The organism is Williamsia muralis NBRC 105860 (genome assembly GCF_001598915.1).
Taxonomy (GTDB): domain Bacteria; phylum Actinomycetota; class Actinomycetes; order Mycobacteriales; family Mycobacteriaceae; genus Williamsia; species Williamsia muralis.
Genome location: NZ_BDAP01000003.1, coordinates 230,760 through 244,853, shown reverse-complemented (window position 1 = coordinate 244,853; position 14,094 = coordinate 230,760). Strand labels below are relative to the sequence as shown.

Genomic DNA, 14,094 nt, shown 5'->3' with positions numbered 1-14,094 from the left:
CGTCTGTTCTCAGGCCGCCGGCCGCATCACGGGTTCCGGAAGTGTCACGCCCAGTGACCGCGCGACGATGAATCCTGATTCGGCGCATTCGCTGATCCTGTGGGGTGGGATCCCCCGCACGAGGGCATCGCTGTACAACACCGCCATCGAGTAGTCCGGGCAGGCGCGCAACGCGACGTCGAACGCGGTGCCTGCCATCGCCCCGTTGCCGTGTACGTAGTAGATGAATCCGAGCAACGTAGCCGCAGATGCCTGTCCGCGACCGCGGAGCCGACGAGCAGCCTGCGTCCACGCCCGTTCGGCGTCCATCCATCGGTCGGTGACCGCCAGCGCCAGCAGTGAGTCGCGCACGTAGAACTCACGAAGGGCCTTGTCGAAGAACCGGAGATCGGCACACGTCAGCTCACGACCGTCCTCGAGCACATCCAGGGCGCTCTCGAGGTCGAGCCTCTCCTGGAGGCGGCGAAGGTCATCGACCAAGGTCGGCAACGCAATTCGCTGCGGCGCCGCCGACTCGGCCCACTGTCGCAGTGTCGACGGAGCGACTGTCGTCTGGTCCAGCGACTGCGGGACCCGGTTCACCCAGTGCGCGGTGTCGTCCACTCGACCACAATCCTGTGGGTCCAGCTCGTCGTCCTCCCCTGAGGGAAACAGCGCACTCGCCGCGCGTTCGTCGTGGATCCGCCAGTACGCGCTGTCATCGTCGGCGGCCACGGCGTGGGCGTCACAGGCCGGATCTGCACAGTGCGGAAGGGCTGACAAACTGTTCACCATCTCGTCGCGGGTCATCAGTACGCGCCTGCCGTTCTTGACGGCACGTGCGATGGCCACCGGGCTGATCGTCGGGTCACCCAGCACACCCGTGGCCGGACCGCTCCCCTGTTGTGCGTCGGACCTGTTGTCCCACATCGTCGTCCAGTGAGAACCTGCGGTGATGGCAGGCGTCACGAAACCGCCGTACAGTCCGCCGACCGCGGACAGATGCCGATCGATGATCGCGAACAGGCGCCGATAGTGGGGGCTGTCGGCCGGATGGGCGCCGTCGATCACGACCCCCATCACAAGCTGTGCGTCATACGACTCACACACGTGCGCGAGGTGCTCGATGAGCGCGAGCATCTCCGAGGTCGGACGCCCCCTGTCATCGAGCACAAGATCGTGTCGCATGGTGGTGCCGATCTCGTCACCCTCCCCGTCGAGGGTGATGAGGACCAAGGAACGCTCCGGGATGAAGCCGAGGAGGGCCGGGATGGCGGTGATCAACGCCCCCGGGCCGGAAACCGATGTGGCGTAGCTGTCAGATGTCATGCACCGATGTTCGGGGCACCCGACAACAGAGGTGATGGCACGAGGACCGATTCGGCCGGGTTGTCCACCGATCCCGGGTTGTCCACAGCGGCCGACTCAGCCACGCGAGCGAGAGACCGCCTTGGTGTACAACTCGTCGAGTGCCAACCCATCCGATCCGGGCCGCGGACCTGCGACCAGGGAGGTGACGTATACACGTACCCCGTCGTTCTGGGCCACCAGCGCGGTCATCGTCTGAGTCATCGCCCCCGAGACCGTGACCCGACGGAACGCCATCGACTCGTCGGATTCCGCGGGCGAAGGAGGCAGGATCGTGGTGGTCACGGTGGCTGTCGCACCGAATGCGTCGGTTGTGTACGACGGGCAGTTCTGGATCTGGGTCTGCAGGTCGGCCAGCGGCGAGTTCACCAGAACCGACACGGCACTGAGGGTTCCCGCATTGGGCCCTGCGCCGGTTGCCACCCATGCCGCTGCTTGCCCGCCGCCACTGGGTAACGGTCTCGGGGCGCAGTTCGGTGGGTTCACACCGCCGCCGGTGGGAACTCCCGCCGTATCGGCGAGCACGGCGCCCAACTGGTCTCCGGTCACCTCTGTCGGCGAGTAGCCGGCCGGAAAGTCTGCAGCGGTGACGGACCGAGACGCGAGGTCGAGGCTCGAACTCGAACTCTGCGGCTCCGCCGATCCAGTCGGTGCTGCCGTCGGCTCACCGTCGACCGCGGACGTGCACCCGGCGACCGCGATGACAGCGACCATCGCCAGCAAGGACAACCCCCGTCGCCCCGCACGAAAACCTGCCACTCGGCTCACCCCGACACCCAACTCACCGGACCCACTGTGCCACCGCGAGCAGGCCATCGGGGCGCGCGACACGATTAGACTGCCCACTAGTGACAGCCGCCGGGGCGACTGCTGCGCGAACATCACCGAAGACAGCGATCAGGCGACGCCGCGAGGAGAACAACGGTTATGGGGATCATCGGCAAGATCAAGGGTGAACTCGTCGACATCATCGAATGGATCGATGATTCGCGCTCCACGTTGGCCTGGCGGTTTCCTCGCTACCACAACGAGATCAAGAACGGCGCCGAGCTCATCGTCCGTGAAGGTCAGCAGGCTGTTTTCGTCTACCGCGGGCAGCTCGCCGATCGGTTCGGTCCGGGCCACTATCAGCTCACCACCGAGAACCTCCCCCTCCTGAGCACCCTGCAGGGCTGGAAGCACGGGTTCAACAGCCCCTTCCGGTCCGAGGTGTACTTCATCAACACCCGGCCGGTCACCGACCTCCGCTGGGGTACCGCCAATCCGGTCACCGTGCGCGACCCGGATTTCACCATGGTCCAGGTGAGGGCCAACGGTTTGTGTGTCGTTCGGGTGGCTGAACCCGACATATTTCTTCGCGAGGTGATCGGCACCGACAGCGAGGTCGACGTGGAGGAGATCTCCGAGCTGTTGAGGCGTGTCATCACACTGGCGTTCTCGGACATGATCATGGAAACCCGTCTCGGTGTGATCGACCTCCAGGGGCGCCAGGTCGAGTTGTCGCAGAAACTCCGGGACTTCGTCGCCGAACGTGTCGACGACGAGTTCGGGCTGTCGATCGACTCCATCACGATGAACATCTCGCTGCCCGACGAGATCACCTCGGCGATGACGCGTGGTGTCGCCCGCGGCGTCGAGGAGGGCGGCTTCCTGAACAACGTCGGCGACCTGGGCCGCTATCAGCAGGGCAGAGCCGCCGACGCCATGCTCGCCGCAGCGCAGAACCCCGGCGGGGGCGCAATGGGCGACATGATGTCGGCCGGTATGGGCGTGGCGCTGGGCAGCCAGATGGCCGGCCAGTTCGGCGGGCAGGCGCAGCAGGCGAATGCGGCTGCGCCACAAGGGCCTCCGCCGTTGCCGGGGGCCGTCACGTTCCACATCGACAACGGCGGTCAGCCGGCGGGTCCCTATACCGTCGCCCAGCTGCAGGGTGCGGTCGCGTCGGGGCAGTTCACCGGGGCGACTCTGGTGTGGACCCAGGGCATGCCCGGATGGGCGCAGGCCGCGACCGTTCCCGCTCTTGCGGGCCTGTTCGCGACCCCGCCACCCATCCCGACGACCACACCATCGGCGTAGCCATGAACGACGACAACGTCGGACCGCCGCCGCTGCCCGGTCATGCTCAGCCGGACGCCTCGCCTTCGGGCTACGCCGCGCCCTCGTCCTTCGACCCGCCACCATTGCCGACGCATGACCCACGACCGGCCGCGCCACAGCAACCGGTACCCGGGCCATCCGATCCCGAGCGAGCGCAGTTCCAGGTCACCGAGGGGACGCGCACCTATCCCTGCGACACCTGCGGGGCACAGTTGGTGTTCGACCCGGCGTCACAGCAGTTGCTCTGCCCGAGTTGCGGTCGTTCCCATCAGATCGTGCTGGATCCGAACCGGCGGGTGGTCGAACACGACCTGGCCTCCACGATGACCCAGCTGCGCGGGCTGATCGCCGAGAACTCGTCGGGTCAGACAGTGAGCGAGCGCGAGATCGTCTGCCAGAGTTGTGGCGGCAGAACAACCTTCAGCGGCACCCTGACCGCCACCCGGTGTCCGTACTGTGCCACCCCGATCCAGCGCGACGACATCCACGACGCCCCCACGCGACTCCCCGTCGACGGCATCCTGCCGTTCCAGGTCGACGACAAGCAGGGCCGCGAGGTGATCGAGAAGTGGATCAACAGTCGCTGGTTCGCCCCAACCGAGTTCAAGAAGTACCGCGAGGTGGGCGCGTTCAGCAGCGTGTACGCCGCCTACTTCACCTACGACGCCGACACCACGACGTCGTACACCGGAATGCGCGGCGACAACTACACGGTGACGGTCGGCAGCGGCGACAATCGCCGCACCGAGACCCGCACGCGATGGAGTCACCGTTCCGGTGTCGTGGGGGTCGACTTCGACGACGTGGCGGTTCTGGCGAACACGGGATTCGACACCGACAAGGTGCATGAACTCGAACCCTGGCCGACGGCTCAGGCAACGCCGTACACACCCGAGTTCGTCGCAGGCCATCTGTGCCGCACCTACGATCACGACGCGGACCAGTGTTTTCCGGTGGCCCAGGCACGGATCGACGCCGGGATCGACCACGCGATCCGTCGCGACATCGGCGGTGACCACCAGCGGATCAACAGCAAGGACACCAGGTACAACGCACTCACGTTCAAGCACGTCCTGCTGCCGATCTGGCTGCTCACCGTGGTCTACGCGGGCAATCCGTTCCAGGTCTTCATCAACGGGGTGACCGGCGAGGTGCAGGGCCAACGTCCGTGGAGCAAGGTGAAGATCGCGTTCGCCGTGCTCGCGGCCCTGATCGTCATCATCGCAGTGGTCGCCACGTGGGCGGCGCTGCGATGACCGCATCCACCGAGAGGCCGTCATGACCACCGCGATCGTGGTCGTTGTCCTCGTCGCATGCGTTGCCGCCGCGGTGGGTGTCTTCCTCATGACCCGCCGGATCCGAGACAGCGCGGTGCGCTCGAACGAGATCATCCCCGGCCAGACCACCAATGCGCCCGCGGCATGGGCAGGTTCGCACGACCCGGAAGCGCGGCTGCACCGGCGCATTCGCGACGCGCTGGCCCTCCTCCGCGCCGACCCGAAGCTCGAGTACGACGGCGAACGTATCGACGCCAGGGTCCGGATCGAGCTGGCCGCAACAGATCTCGACAATTGGCTGATAGCGGTGTCCAAGACTCCCCCGCGACTGCGGGAAACCGCGCTTGCTCACGCCGACTCCGCGGTCGCCGAGTTGGAGAACGTGGCGGCCGCATTGTCCGGCGGGGCAACAGTGCAGCACGATCGGGTCGACGAGCTGATCACCAGGATCAGCTCGCCGCCTGCACTGGATGCTTGACCTCCCGCGAGGTCAGCTCCCGCGTTTGATCCACTCTTCGAGGTGTGGCGACTCGGTACCCACCGCAGTGGAATCACCGTGTCCGGTGTGCACTTTCGTCCCCGGATCCAACGTGAAGATCTTGGTCCGAATCGACTCGATGATCGTCGGGAAGTCCGAGAACGAGCGACCGGTTGCGCCGGGTCCGCCCGAGAACAGTGTGTCGCCGCTGAACAGCACCCCTAGTTCTGGTGCGTAGATGCACGACGAACCAGGCGAGTGCCCCGGGGTGTTGATCACGACGAGGTCGGTGCCCGCGACGCTGATCTTCTGACCATCGGCCAGTTCCTCCGGAGCGACATCGGCGTGCGTCTGGTCCCACAGCATCCGGTCACCCGGGTGCATCTTCATCGGGGCATCGAGGGTGCGCGACAACTCGGGGGCCACCGTGATGTGGTCGTTGTGGCCATGGGTGAGCAGCACGGCCTTGACCGTACGTCCGGCGACCGCCTCGATGATCGGCGCCGACGAGTGTGCGGCGTCGATGATGACAACCTCGGAATCGTCACCGACGAGCCAGATGTTGTTGTCGACATCCCAGGTACCGCCGTCGAGACTGAACGTGCCCGAGGTGACGACGTGGTCGACGCGAACGGTCACAGGATCACCACCGAACGCAGGACCTCGCCGGCCTCCATCTTGCTGAACGCGGCTTCCACGTCGTCCAATCCGACACGCTCGGTGACGAACAGCTCGAGTGGCAACCTGCCCTGCTGGTACAGGTCGACAAGCATCGGGAAGTCACGCTCGGGCAGACAATCGCCGTACCAGGACGACTTGAGGGCACCGCCGCGAGAGAAGAAGTCGACCAGAGGCATCTCCAGGGTCATCTCGGGTGTCGGCACACCGACGAGCACGACGACACCGGCCAGATCGCGCGCATAGAACGCGGTTTTGTACGTCTCGGGCCGACCGACCGCATCGATGACCACGTCGGCACCGTTGCCGTCGGTGATGTCCTGGATGGCAGTGACGACATCGTCGGTCACAGAACCATCGATGGTGTGGGTGGCGCCGAGAGAGGTCGCCCACTCGAGTTTGCGGGCATCGCGGTCGACCGCGATGATCTTGGTCGCGCCGGCAAGCCTGGCGCCCGCGATGGCGGCATCGCCCACCCCACCGCATCCGATCACAGCGACGCTGTCGCCGCGGCCGACGCCACCGGTGTTCATCGCGGCTCCGATGCCGGCCATGACACCGCACCCCAGCAACCCGACCACTGCCGGATCGGCATCGGGGGCGACCTTGGTGCACTGACCTTCGTGCACGAGCGTCTTGTCCGCGAACGCACCGATACCGAGTGCGGGGGTCAGCTCGGTGCCGTCTTGCAGGGTCATCGGTTTGCTCGCGTTGAACGTGTCGAAGCAGTACCAGGGGCGACCACGCTTGCAGGCTCGGCACACACCGCACACGGCGCGCCAGTTCAGTACGACAAAATCGCCGGGTTCGACATGGGTGACCTGATCACCGATGGTCTCAACGATGCCGGAGGCCTCGTGTCCCAGCAGGAACGGGTAGTCGTCGTTGATGCCGCCCTCGCGGTAGGCGAGGTCGGTGTGGCACACGCCGCAGGCAAGGATGCGCACCACCACGTCGCGGGGGCCTGGATCGGGGATCGTGATCGTCTCGATCGTGGTCGGGGCCCCTTTTCCTGCCGAGACCACACCACGCACCTGCTCTGCCATGATTGCCTTTCGCTGCACTGACCGTGTTTGGGGGCGGTCTGACCGCCGCGGTCTTCACCCTAACGTTTGCTTGGTTTTCGCTCACGGCGAACTCGCTGGGGAATTGACACCGTTCGAACTCCGTTGAGAACACTAGTCGCCATTGAGCCCGTGGTCAGGGCTGACTCTCGGCCAGGGATTGGTTCGAACGGCCGATCATGGGCGACAATGGAGAACACTTATCCACACGACAGCAGGACTGGGCAGCGAGGAGGTTCGCCATGGACGACAAGTCCACGCTCTACGAGCTCGAGTTTCCAGCGCCACAGGTGACCGGCGACGAGGGTGACGGACCGGTATTGGTCCACGCGCTGGAGGGTTTCGCCGACGCAGGCCACGCGATCAAACTCGCGTCGGACCACTTGCGGCAGAGTCTGGAATCGGAATTGGTGGCGACGTTCTCCACCGACGAACTGATGGACTACCGATCGCGACGCCCTTTGATGACGTTCACCGGTGACCAGTTCACCGACGTGGCGATGCCCGAGCTGACGTTGCATGCCGTGCGCGACAACAACGGCACGCCGTTCCTGCTGCTCTCCGGCGCCGAGCCGGACCTGCGCTGGGAACGGTTCGTCGCCGCCATCCAGGGATTGTCGGATCGGTTCGGGGTGTCCACCGTGATCGGTCTCAACGCCATCCCGATGGGGATACCGCACACCCGGCCGTCCACCATCACCGCGCACGCGAACGACAAGGACCTGATCGCTTCGCTGCCCCGATGGGGCTCGGAGCTGAAGGTTCCCGCCAGCGCGTCGATGCTGCTCGAACTCCGTCTGGGGCAGCACGGTTTGACAACTGCCGGACTCTCCGTCCATGTACCGCACTATCTCTCGCAGGCGGAATACCCTGCCGCGTCGCACAAGTTGCTCGAGTCGCTCGGCGAGATCACCGGATTGGATCTGCCGACGGCCGCACTGGCCAACGCGGCGGAGAAGGTCCGCAGCCAGGTCGACGCCGAGGTGTCGGGCAACCAGGAGGTCGAGTCTGTGGTCGCCGCGCTCGAAACGCAGTACGACACCTTCAACCAGGCACAACAGGAGAAGGCATCGCTGTTGGCCGCCGAGGGTGATCTGCCCACCGGCGACGAGCTCGGGGCCGAGCTGGAACGGTTCCTCGCCACCCAGACCGGGGAGGCCGGCAGCGACCGCAACTCAGACGATGATCCGGGCCAGGCGGGCGGCGGCACTGCCGGCTGATCGCCGACGGTGGCCTAACCTGCATTGGTGACACAGTCCGCAGAGGCTCGGCCGCTCGCCTTCCCGAATCCCGGGGACGCGGACCCCGACGGCCTGTACACCGCGTTCGTCGACTGGTGGGCTGCGCGCGGGATCGAGGTGTACCCCCACCAGGACGAGGCGCTCCTCGAACTCGCCGCCGGGTCGAACGTGATCGTCTCCACCCCCACCGGCTCGGGTAAATCGCTCATCGCCAGCGGCGGACTCTATTTCGCTGCCGCACAGGGCCGTCGCGCCTTCTACACGGCGCCGATCAAAGCGCTGGTCAGCGAGAAGTTCTTCGACCTCTGCGCCCAGTTCGGCGCCGAGAACGTGGGCATGCTGACCGGGGATGCCTCGGTCAACGCCGGTGCCCCCATCATCTGCGCCACGGCCGAGGTCCTGGCGAACATCGCCCTGCGAGAAGGCGCTGATGCCTCCATCGGCATCGTGGTGATGGACGAGTTCCACTACTACTCCGAGCCCGACCGTGGCTGGGCGTGGCAGGTCCCCCTGATCGAGCTGACGCAGAGCCAATTTGTCCTGATGTCGGCGACGCTGGGCAATGTCGACTTCTTCATCGAAGATCTACGGCGTCGTACCGGACGTGACACCGCCGACATCACCGGCACCACTCGCCCGGTCCCGCTGGAGTATTCGTACTCCACCCGGCCCGTGCACGAGACCATCGAAGAGCTGATCGCCAAAGACCGGGCGCCGGTCTACGTGGTGCACTTCACCCAGGTCTCCGCGATGGAACGCGCACAGTCGCTGCTCAGCGCCAACATCTGCAGCCGGTCCGAACGCGATGCGATCGCAGCGGAGATCGGCGATTTCCGCTTCAGCACGGGCTTCGGCAAGACCCTGTCGAAGACGGTCCGCGCAGGAATCGGCGTGCATCATGCCGGCATGTTGCCGCGCTATCGACGCCTTGTCGAACGCCTTGCCCAGCAAGGGCTTCTGCGCGTTGTGTGCGGGACGGACACCCTGGGTGTCGGCATCAACGTGCCGATCCGCACCGTCCTGCTGACCGGGCTGACCAAGTACGACGGCGTGCGTCAGCGCCACCTGCGTGCCCGCGAGTTCCATCAGATCGCCGGGAGGGCGGGCCGGGCCGGGTACGACGTCCGCGGTTTCGTGGTCGCCCAAGCGCCTGATCACGACGTCGAGAACGCCCGGCTGGTCGCCAAGGCCGGTGACGATCCGAAGAAGCTGAAGAAGATCCAGCGCAAAAAGGCGCCGGAGGGGTTCGTCTCCTGGGGTGAGGCAACATTCGACAAGCTCATCGACGCTCCGCCCGAACCCCTGCGGTCCCGGTTCGGTGTCAGCACGTCCATGTTGCTGGAAGTGATTGCCCGCCCGGGCAACTGCTTCACGGCCATGCGTCACCTGCTCGAAGACAACCACGAGACCCGGGCCCGTCAACGCTGGCACATCCTTCGGGCCTTGTCGCTGTATCGATCCCTGGTCAACAGCGGCGTGGTCCTGCGACTCGACGAACCCGACGACCTGGGCCGCTACGCCGTGCTGGCTGTCGACCTGCCGAACAACTTTGCCCTGAACAACCCGTTGTCGCCCTTCTCCCTGGCGGCATTCGAGCTGCTGGACACCGACTCCGACACCTACACCCTCGATCTGATCTCGATTGTCGAGGCGACACTGGAAGATCCGCGTCCGGTGCTGATGGGCCAACAGAAGGTCGCGAGGGACGCGGCCATCGCGCAGATGAAGGCCGACGGGGTCGAGTACGAGGAGCGGATGGAGCTCCTCACCGAGGTGACGTGGCCACGACCGCTGCGCGACTTCATCTTCGAGGCGTTCGGCACCTACCAGCAGGGTCACCCGTGGGTGATCGACACTCCCCCACGCCCCAAGTCGATACTCCGCGACATGATCGAACAAGGGATGGACTGGGGCGACCTCATCTCGCGCTATGCACTGGCCCGCAGCGAGGGCGTGGTGCTGCGGTATTTGACGGATGCTTATCGCACCCTGCGGCAGAGTGTTCCCAATTCGGCACGGACAGACGAACTCGACGACGTGATCGAATGGCTGGGCGAGCTGGTTCGCCGGGTGGACTCGAGCCTGCTGGACGAATGGGAGCAGCTGACACACCCCGACCAGGTGATCGCCGACCCGCTGGCGTCCGTGACGCCACCGGGCCGGGCGCCGAACACTCGAGCTACCCGAGTCGAATTGCGCAACAACATGTTCCGGTTCGTCAACCTGTTGGCCAACCGGAATTGGACCGCACTGCATGCCGCCTACCCCGATCTCGACTGGTTCGACGAGACCGCGGAATTTTTCGACGAGTACGGCGCTCCGGGCGCAGGGCCGGCAGCCAGGAGCCCGGCCTTGTTCTCGGTGGAAGCCGACGGTGACGAGTGGGTTGCCCGCCAGGTCCTCGACGACCCCGACGGTGACCACGGATGGTCGATCGTTGCCAGGTACAGCAGGCCCGACACCGCCGAGGACGAACCCGAGTTGCTCGACCTGCACATCCAGGCCGGATGACCCATTGACAGCACGCTGTCATATTGACAGTATGTTGTCATGTCCTCAGACCCCGCGACTTCAGTCGTCCACCTCGCCGTCTACAACACACTCGCTGACTGGGAAGCCGGTCACGCCGTCGCGCACATCAACGACCCGGAGCATCAGAAAAGACCCGGTCGCTACCGGATTCGTACGGTGGGCCCCACCACCGACGCTGTGACCACCGCGGGCGGCGTGCGCATCGTGCCCGACCTCGCGATCGGTGACCTGGATCCCGATGACAGTGCAATGCTGATCCTCCCCGGAGCGGGCGCGTGGATGACCGGCGACCTCGGCGACTTCACGAACGCCGCGGCCGCGTTCCTGGCCGCGGGCGTTCCCGTCGCCGCGATCTGCGGCGCGACCGTCGGGCTGGCCCGAGCCGGGTTGCTCGACGGTCGGCGCCACACCAGCAACGCCGCCGAGGCGTTGTCGTGGACCGGATACTCGGGTGCGGCGGAGTACGTAGACGAACCAGCGGTCACCGACACCAGCACGCCCGGCCACCTCATCACCGCCGCCGCCATGCAGCCGGTGGCGTTCGCCCGCGAGATCTTCGCCGAGCTCGACCTATATACCCCCGAGGTCCTTGCGGCCTGGTTCCGGCTCTACAGCGGCGACCCCGCCGGCTATCACGACCTGATGGCGCTTCAGGCATGACAGACCCTCAGGACCTCCTGAGCGATTCGGCCCTCACCACCTTTCGGCTCAACGGTCAGTTCATGGCCGTGGCAGAACAATTGGCCGAGCCTGCCGGGCTGACCGCAACCCGTTGGCAAGTGCTCGGCGCCATCCTCGGTGAGCCGTTGACGGTCTCCGACATCGCACGGACGATGGGTATCACAAGACAGAGTGTGCAACGCACCGCCGATGTGCTTGCCGCACAAGGCCTCGTCGCCTACCACGACAACCCGGCCCACCGTCGGGCCAAGCTCGTGGAGGCCACCGATGCCGGGCGCGATGCCGTGCATCGGATCAACCCTGGGCATGCAGCCCTCGCCGCGCAGTTGTGTGGCCACCTGGGTGTCGAACGGTGGGAGGCCGCGCTTGCCGGTCTGCGGGACCTGTCCGCCGCACTGGAGTCGTTGGAGTCGGCGACTTGACGGACTCGAACGGCACGCAGCAACTACACTGCCCGCGCAGCACCGGACTCCGTGACCAGGTCGGCAATCAGTGTTGCAAGCGTGCGATATTCGGCTTCTCGTCCGCTTGTCACGCGCCACACCAGACCGATGCGACGCCCCGGGCGCGGCGAGTCGAACCGTGCCGTTGCCAGTGAACCCCGGGCGGTTTCGGTGCGTTCGGCCGTCGCGGGTATCAACGTGACCCCCAGGCCACCTTCTACGCACTGCACAGCCGTGGCCAGCGACGCCGCCCGTGTGGGGCCCATATCCGGACGCACCCCCGCAAGGCGGCAGACCTCCAGGGCCTGTTCGCGCAGGCAGTGCCCTTCGTCCAGCAGCAATAGCGGAAGATCAGCCAGCGCAGCCGGATTGACCTCACGTGCACCGGCGAGTGGATGGCCCGCCGGCAGAGCGAGGACAAAATCCTCGTCGTACATCGGGATCTCCATCATCCCCGGCACGTCAGACGGCAACGCGATCATCGCCGCGTCGATCGAATTGTGGCGCAGGGCTTCGAGCAACGGGCCCGTCCGGTCTTCGACCACCCTCACCGTCAGAGCAGGAACATGTTCACCCAGTCCGCGCAACACAGTCGGCAAGACATACGGCGCGACAGTCGGGATCAGACCCAGTCGGAGAGTACCTGTCATCGGCTGGGTGACTCCCGCAGCGGCGTGGGTGAACGAGTCAACGGCATCGATGGCGGACATGGCCCTGGGCAGCAAGGTATTTCCCTCGTTCGTCAAGAAGACACGCCGGGTCGACCTCTCGACAAGTTTGACCCCCAGTCCGGCCTCCAGGGCCGCGAGGGCTTGGGACAGCGACGGCTGACTGATGCCGAGACTGGTTGCCGCAGAGCCGAAATGGCGTTTCTCGGCGACGGCCGCAAAGGCCTTGAGCCCGGCGATGGTCGGTTGATAACTTTGATCGGCCATACCTATCACCTTAGTGCTACTCATCACGTTTCCTTTTCGCCCGTACTTGGGCACGATGGTTCAGTGCGCACTGACGCGTCCGCACACATCGAAGATCTGAAAATCTCGCATCTCTAGTCGAATACCAAGGAGCACCATGGCTTTGCTGACCATCGGCGACCAATTTCCTTCCTACAACCTGACGGCCGTGATCGGCGGCGACCTCTCGAAGGTCGACGCCCAGCAGCCCGATGACTACTTCACCACCATCAGCAGCGACGACCACCCGGGCAAGTGGCGCATCGTGTTCTTCTGGCCCAAGGACTTCACCTTCGTGTGCCCCACGGAGATCGCCGCCTTCGGCAAGTTGAACGATGAGTTCGCAGACCGCGACGCCCAGGTCCTCGGAGCGTCCGTCGACAACGAGTTCGTGCACTTCCAGTGGCGTGCGCAGCACGAAGATCTGAAAACGCTTCCCTTCCCGATGCTTTCGGACCTCAAGCGTGAACTCGCATCGGCAGCCGGCGTGCTCAACGCCGACGGTGTTGCCGATCGTGCGACGTTCATCGTGGACCCGAACAACGAAATCCAGTTCGTCTCGGTGACGGCCGGTTCCGTCGGCCGCAACGTCGACGAGGTTCTGCGGGTGCTGGATGCACTTCAGTCCGACGAGTTGTGCGCCTGCAACTGGAAGAAGGGCGATCCGACCATCAACGCTGGTGAGCTGCTGACCGCAAGCGTCTGACGCTCGCAACAAGGATTGGGTGAGACATGAGTATCGACAACCTGAAGAACGCGCTGCCCGAGTACGCGAAAGACCTCAAGCTCAATCTCGGATCGATTGCTCGCACAACGGTTCTCAAAGACGAGCAATTGTGGGGCACCCTCTTGTCGACCGCAGCCGCGACCAAGAACGCGGTGGTGCTCAAGGAGATCGCCGACGAAGCGGCCGACACGCTTTCGGCAGAGGCGTACAACGCCGCACTGGGCGCCGCGTCGATCATGGGCATGAACAACGTGTTCTACCGGGGACGGGGCTTCCTCGACGGCAAGTACGACGACCTGCGACCCGGGCTGCGGATGAACATCATCGGCAATCCCGGCGTCGACAAGGCCAATTTCGAGCTGTGGTCGTTCGCGGTGTCGTCCATCAACGGGTGCGGTCACTGTGTGGCCGCTCACGAGAACACCCTGCGCGAAGCCGGCATCGACCGCGAGGCCATTCTCGAGGCACTCAAGGTGGCTTCCATCGTCGCCGGCGTGGCAGCCGCACTGAGCACGGCCGACGTTCTCGTCGGATAGACCCCGACACACAGGACCCACCCGTTCCGATCGAAGCCGG

The 14,094-nt window shown here is 65.3% G+C and carries 14 protein-coding genes; 9 read left to right on the top strand and 5 right to left on the bottom strand.

Features of this window, described 5'->3' with window-relative positions; genetic code table 11:
- Positions 1-9: 9 nt before the first annotated feature.
- Positions 10-1,308 (bottom strand): DUF4192 domain-containing protein, encoded by a 1,299-nt coding sequence (locus tag WIMU1_RS13185; protein ID WP_062797904.1) that lies wholly within the window; start codon positions 1,306-1,308, stop codon positions 10-12.
- A gap of 96 nt (positions 1,309-1,404) precedes the next feature.
- The gene (locus WIMU1_RS13180) at positions 1,405-2,115 is read right to left on the bottom strand and encodes a DUF5642 family protein (RefSeq protein WP_147431386.1); all 711 of its coding nucleotides are present in this window, start codon (positions 2,113-2,115) and stop codon (positions 1,405-1,407) included.
- A gap of 159 nt (positions 2,116-2,274) precedes the next feature.
- On the opposite strand from WIMU1_RS13180, the gene WIMU1_RS13175 reads away from it, so the two are divergent.
- From WIMU1_RS13175 to WIMU1_RS13165, 3 genes are read left to right on the top strand one after another with little or no spacing between them, the layout of a single operon-like run.
- On the top strand, positions 2,275-3,423 hold the full coding sequence (locus WIMU1_RS13175; RefSeq protein ID WP_062797900.1) for an SPFH domain-containing protein: 1,149 nt from the start codon (positions 2,275-2,277) through the stop codon (positions 3,421-3,423).
- Positions 3,424-3,425: 2 nt separating this feature from the next.
- A complete protein-coding gene (locus WIMU1_RS13170; RefSeq protein WP_245969031.1) occupies positions 3,426-4,700 on the top strand; it encodes an alanine and proline-rich secreted protein Apa in 1,275 nt (424 codons plus the stop codon).
- A 22-nt stretch (positions 4,701-4,722) separates the two neighbouring features.
- Complete coding sequence (locus WIMU1_RS13165; protein WP_062797898.1) at positions 4,723-5,199, top strand: hypothetical protein; 477 nt, start codon at positions 4,723-4,725, stop codon at positions 5,197-5,199.
- Between the two features lie 12 nt (positions 5,200-5,211).
- On the opposite strand, the gene WIMU1_RS13160 is transcribed toward WIMU1_RS13165, so the two are convergent.
- Positions 5,212-5,838 carry an MBL fold metallo-hydrolase gene (locus WIMU1_RS13160; RefSeq protein ID WP_023959653.1) on the bottom strand — a complete coding sequence of 209 codons (627 nt, stop codon included), beginning with the start codon at positions 5,836-5,838 and terminating at the stop codon, positions 5,212-5,214.
- Positions 5,835-6,923 (bottom strand): S-(hydroxymethyl)mycothiol dehydrogenase, encoded by a 1,089-nt coding sequence (locus tag WIMU1_RS13155; RefSeq protein WP_062798541.1) that lies wholly within the window; start codon positions 6,921-6,923, stop codon positions 5,835-5,837. The genes WIMU1_RS13160 and WIMU1_RS13155 overlap by 4 nt, the downstream gene beginning before the upstream one ends.
- Positions 6,924-7,183: 260 nt before the next feature.
- On the opposite strand from WIMU1_RS13155, the gene WIMU1_RS13150 reads away from it, so the two are divergent.
- Genes WIMU1_RS13150 through WIMU1_RS13135 form a run of 4 tightly spaced genes read left to right on the top strand, consistent with a single transcriptional unit; the run spans position 7,184 to position 11,817 of the window.
- Complete coding sequence (locus WIMU1_RS13150) at positions 7,184-8,161, top strand: proteasome assembly chaperone family protein (RefSeq protein WP_062797896.1); 978 nt, start codon at positions 7,184-7,186, stop codon at positions 8,159-8,161.
- Between the two features lie 27 nt (positions 8,162-8,188).
- Positions 8,189-10,693, top strand: a complete 2,505-nt coding sequence (locus tag WIMU1_RS13145) for a DEAD/DEAH box helicase (RefSeq protein WP_062797894.1) — start codon at positions 8,189-8,191, stop codon at positions 10,691-10,693.
- A 39-nt stretch (positions 10,694-10,732) separates the two neighbouring features.
- On the top strand, positions 10,733-11,374 hold the full coding sequence (locus WIMU1_RS13140; protein ID WP_062797892.1) for a DJ-1/PfpI family protein: 642 nt from the start codon (positions 10,733-10,735) through the stop codon (positions 11,372-11,374).
- A complete protein-coding gene (locus tag WIMU1_RS13135; protein WP_062797891.1) occupies positions 11,371-11,817 on the top strand; it encodes a MarR family winged helix-turn-helix transcriptional regulator in 447 nt (148 codons plus the stop codon). Before WIMU1_RS13140 ends, WIMU1_RS13135 begins: the two co-directional genes overlap by 4 nt.
- Before the next feature lie 23 nt (positions 11,818-11,840).
- Here WIMU1_RS13135 and WIMU1_RS13130 read toward each other — a convergent pair whose 3' ends face one another.
- Entirely contained in the window at positions 11,841-12,797 is a 957-nt protein-coding gene (locus tag WIMU1_RS13130; RefSeq protein WP_245969032.1) for a hydrogen peroxide-inducible genes activator, read from the bottom strand.
- Between the two features lie 112 nt (positions 12,798-12,909).
- Between WIMU1_RS13130 and WIMU1_RS13125 the strand changes: the two genes are divergently transcribed.
- Both WIMU1_RS13125 and WIMU1_RS13120 read left to right on the top strand, forming a co-directional pair.
- Entirely contained in the window at positions 12,910-13,497 is a 588-nt protein-coding gene (locus tag WIMU1_RS13125) for a peroxiredoxin (RefSeq protein ID WP_030163409.1), read from the top strand.
- A gap of 26 nt (positions 13,498-13,523) precedes the next feature.
- Positions 13,524-14,054, top strand: a complete 531-nt coding sequence (locus WIMU1_RS13120) for an alkyl hydroperoxide reductase (protein WP_030163411.1) — start codon at positions 13,524-13,526, stop codon at positions 14,052-14,054.
- Positions 14,055-14,094 lie beyond the last annotated feature (40 nt).

What these genes read in the sequence shown, in the direction of transcription:
- WIMU1_RS13185 (WP_062797904.1), bottom strand. Translation starts at nt 1,308, where the DNA reads ATGACATCTGACAGCTACGCCACATCGGTTTCCGGCCCGGGGGCGTTG.
- WIMU1_RS13170 (WP_245969031.1), top strand. Translation starts at nt 3,426, where the DNA reads ATGAACGACGACAACGTCGGACCGCCGCCGCTGCCCGGTCATGCTCAG.
- WIMU1_RS13175 (WP_062797900.1), top strand. Translation starts at nt 2,275, where the DNA reads ATGGGGATCATCGGCAAGATCAAGGGTGAACTCGTCGACATCATCGAA.
- WIMU1_RS13140 (WP_062797892.1), top strand. Translation starts at nt 10,733, where the DNA reads ATGTCCTCAGACCCCGCGACTTCAGTCGTCCACCTCGCCGTCTACAAC.
- WIMU1_RS13125 (WP_030163409.1), top strand. Translation starts at nt 12,910, where the DNA reads ATGGCTTTGCTGACCATCGGCGACCAATTTCCTTCCTACAACCTGACG.
- WIMU1_RS13130 (WP_245969032.1), bottom strand. Translation starts at nt 12,797, where the DNA reads ATGAGTAGCACTAAGGTGATAGGTATGGCCGATCAAAGTTATCAACCG.
- WIMU1_RS13155 (WP_062798541.1), bottom strand. Translation starts at nt 6,923, where the DNA reads ATGGCAGAGCAGGTGCGTGGTGTGGTCTCGGCAGGAAAAGGGGCCCCG.
- WIMU1_RS13165 (WP_062797898.1), top strand. Translation starts at nt 4,723, where the DNA reads ATGACCACCGCGATCGTGGTCGTTGTCCTCGTCGCATGCGTTGCCGCC.
- WIMU1_RS13150 (WP_062797896.1), top strand. Translation starts at nt 7,184, where the DNA reads ATGGACGACAAGTCCACGCTCTACGAGCTCGAGTTTCCAGCGCCACAG.
- WIMU1_RS13135 (WP_062797891.1), top strand. Translation starts at nt 11,371, where the DNA reads ATGACAGACCCTCAGGACCTCCTGAGCGATTCGGCCCTCACCACCTTT.
- WIMU1_RS13120 (WP_030163411.1), top strand. Translation starts at nt 13,524, where the DNA reads ATGAGTATCGACAACCTGAAGAACGCGCTGCCCGAGTACGCGAAAGAC.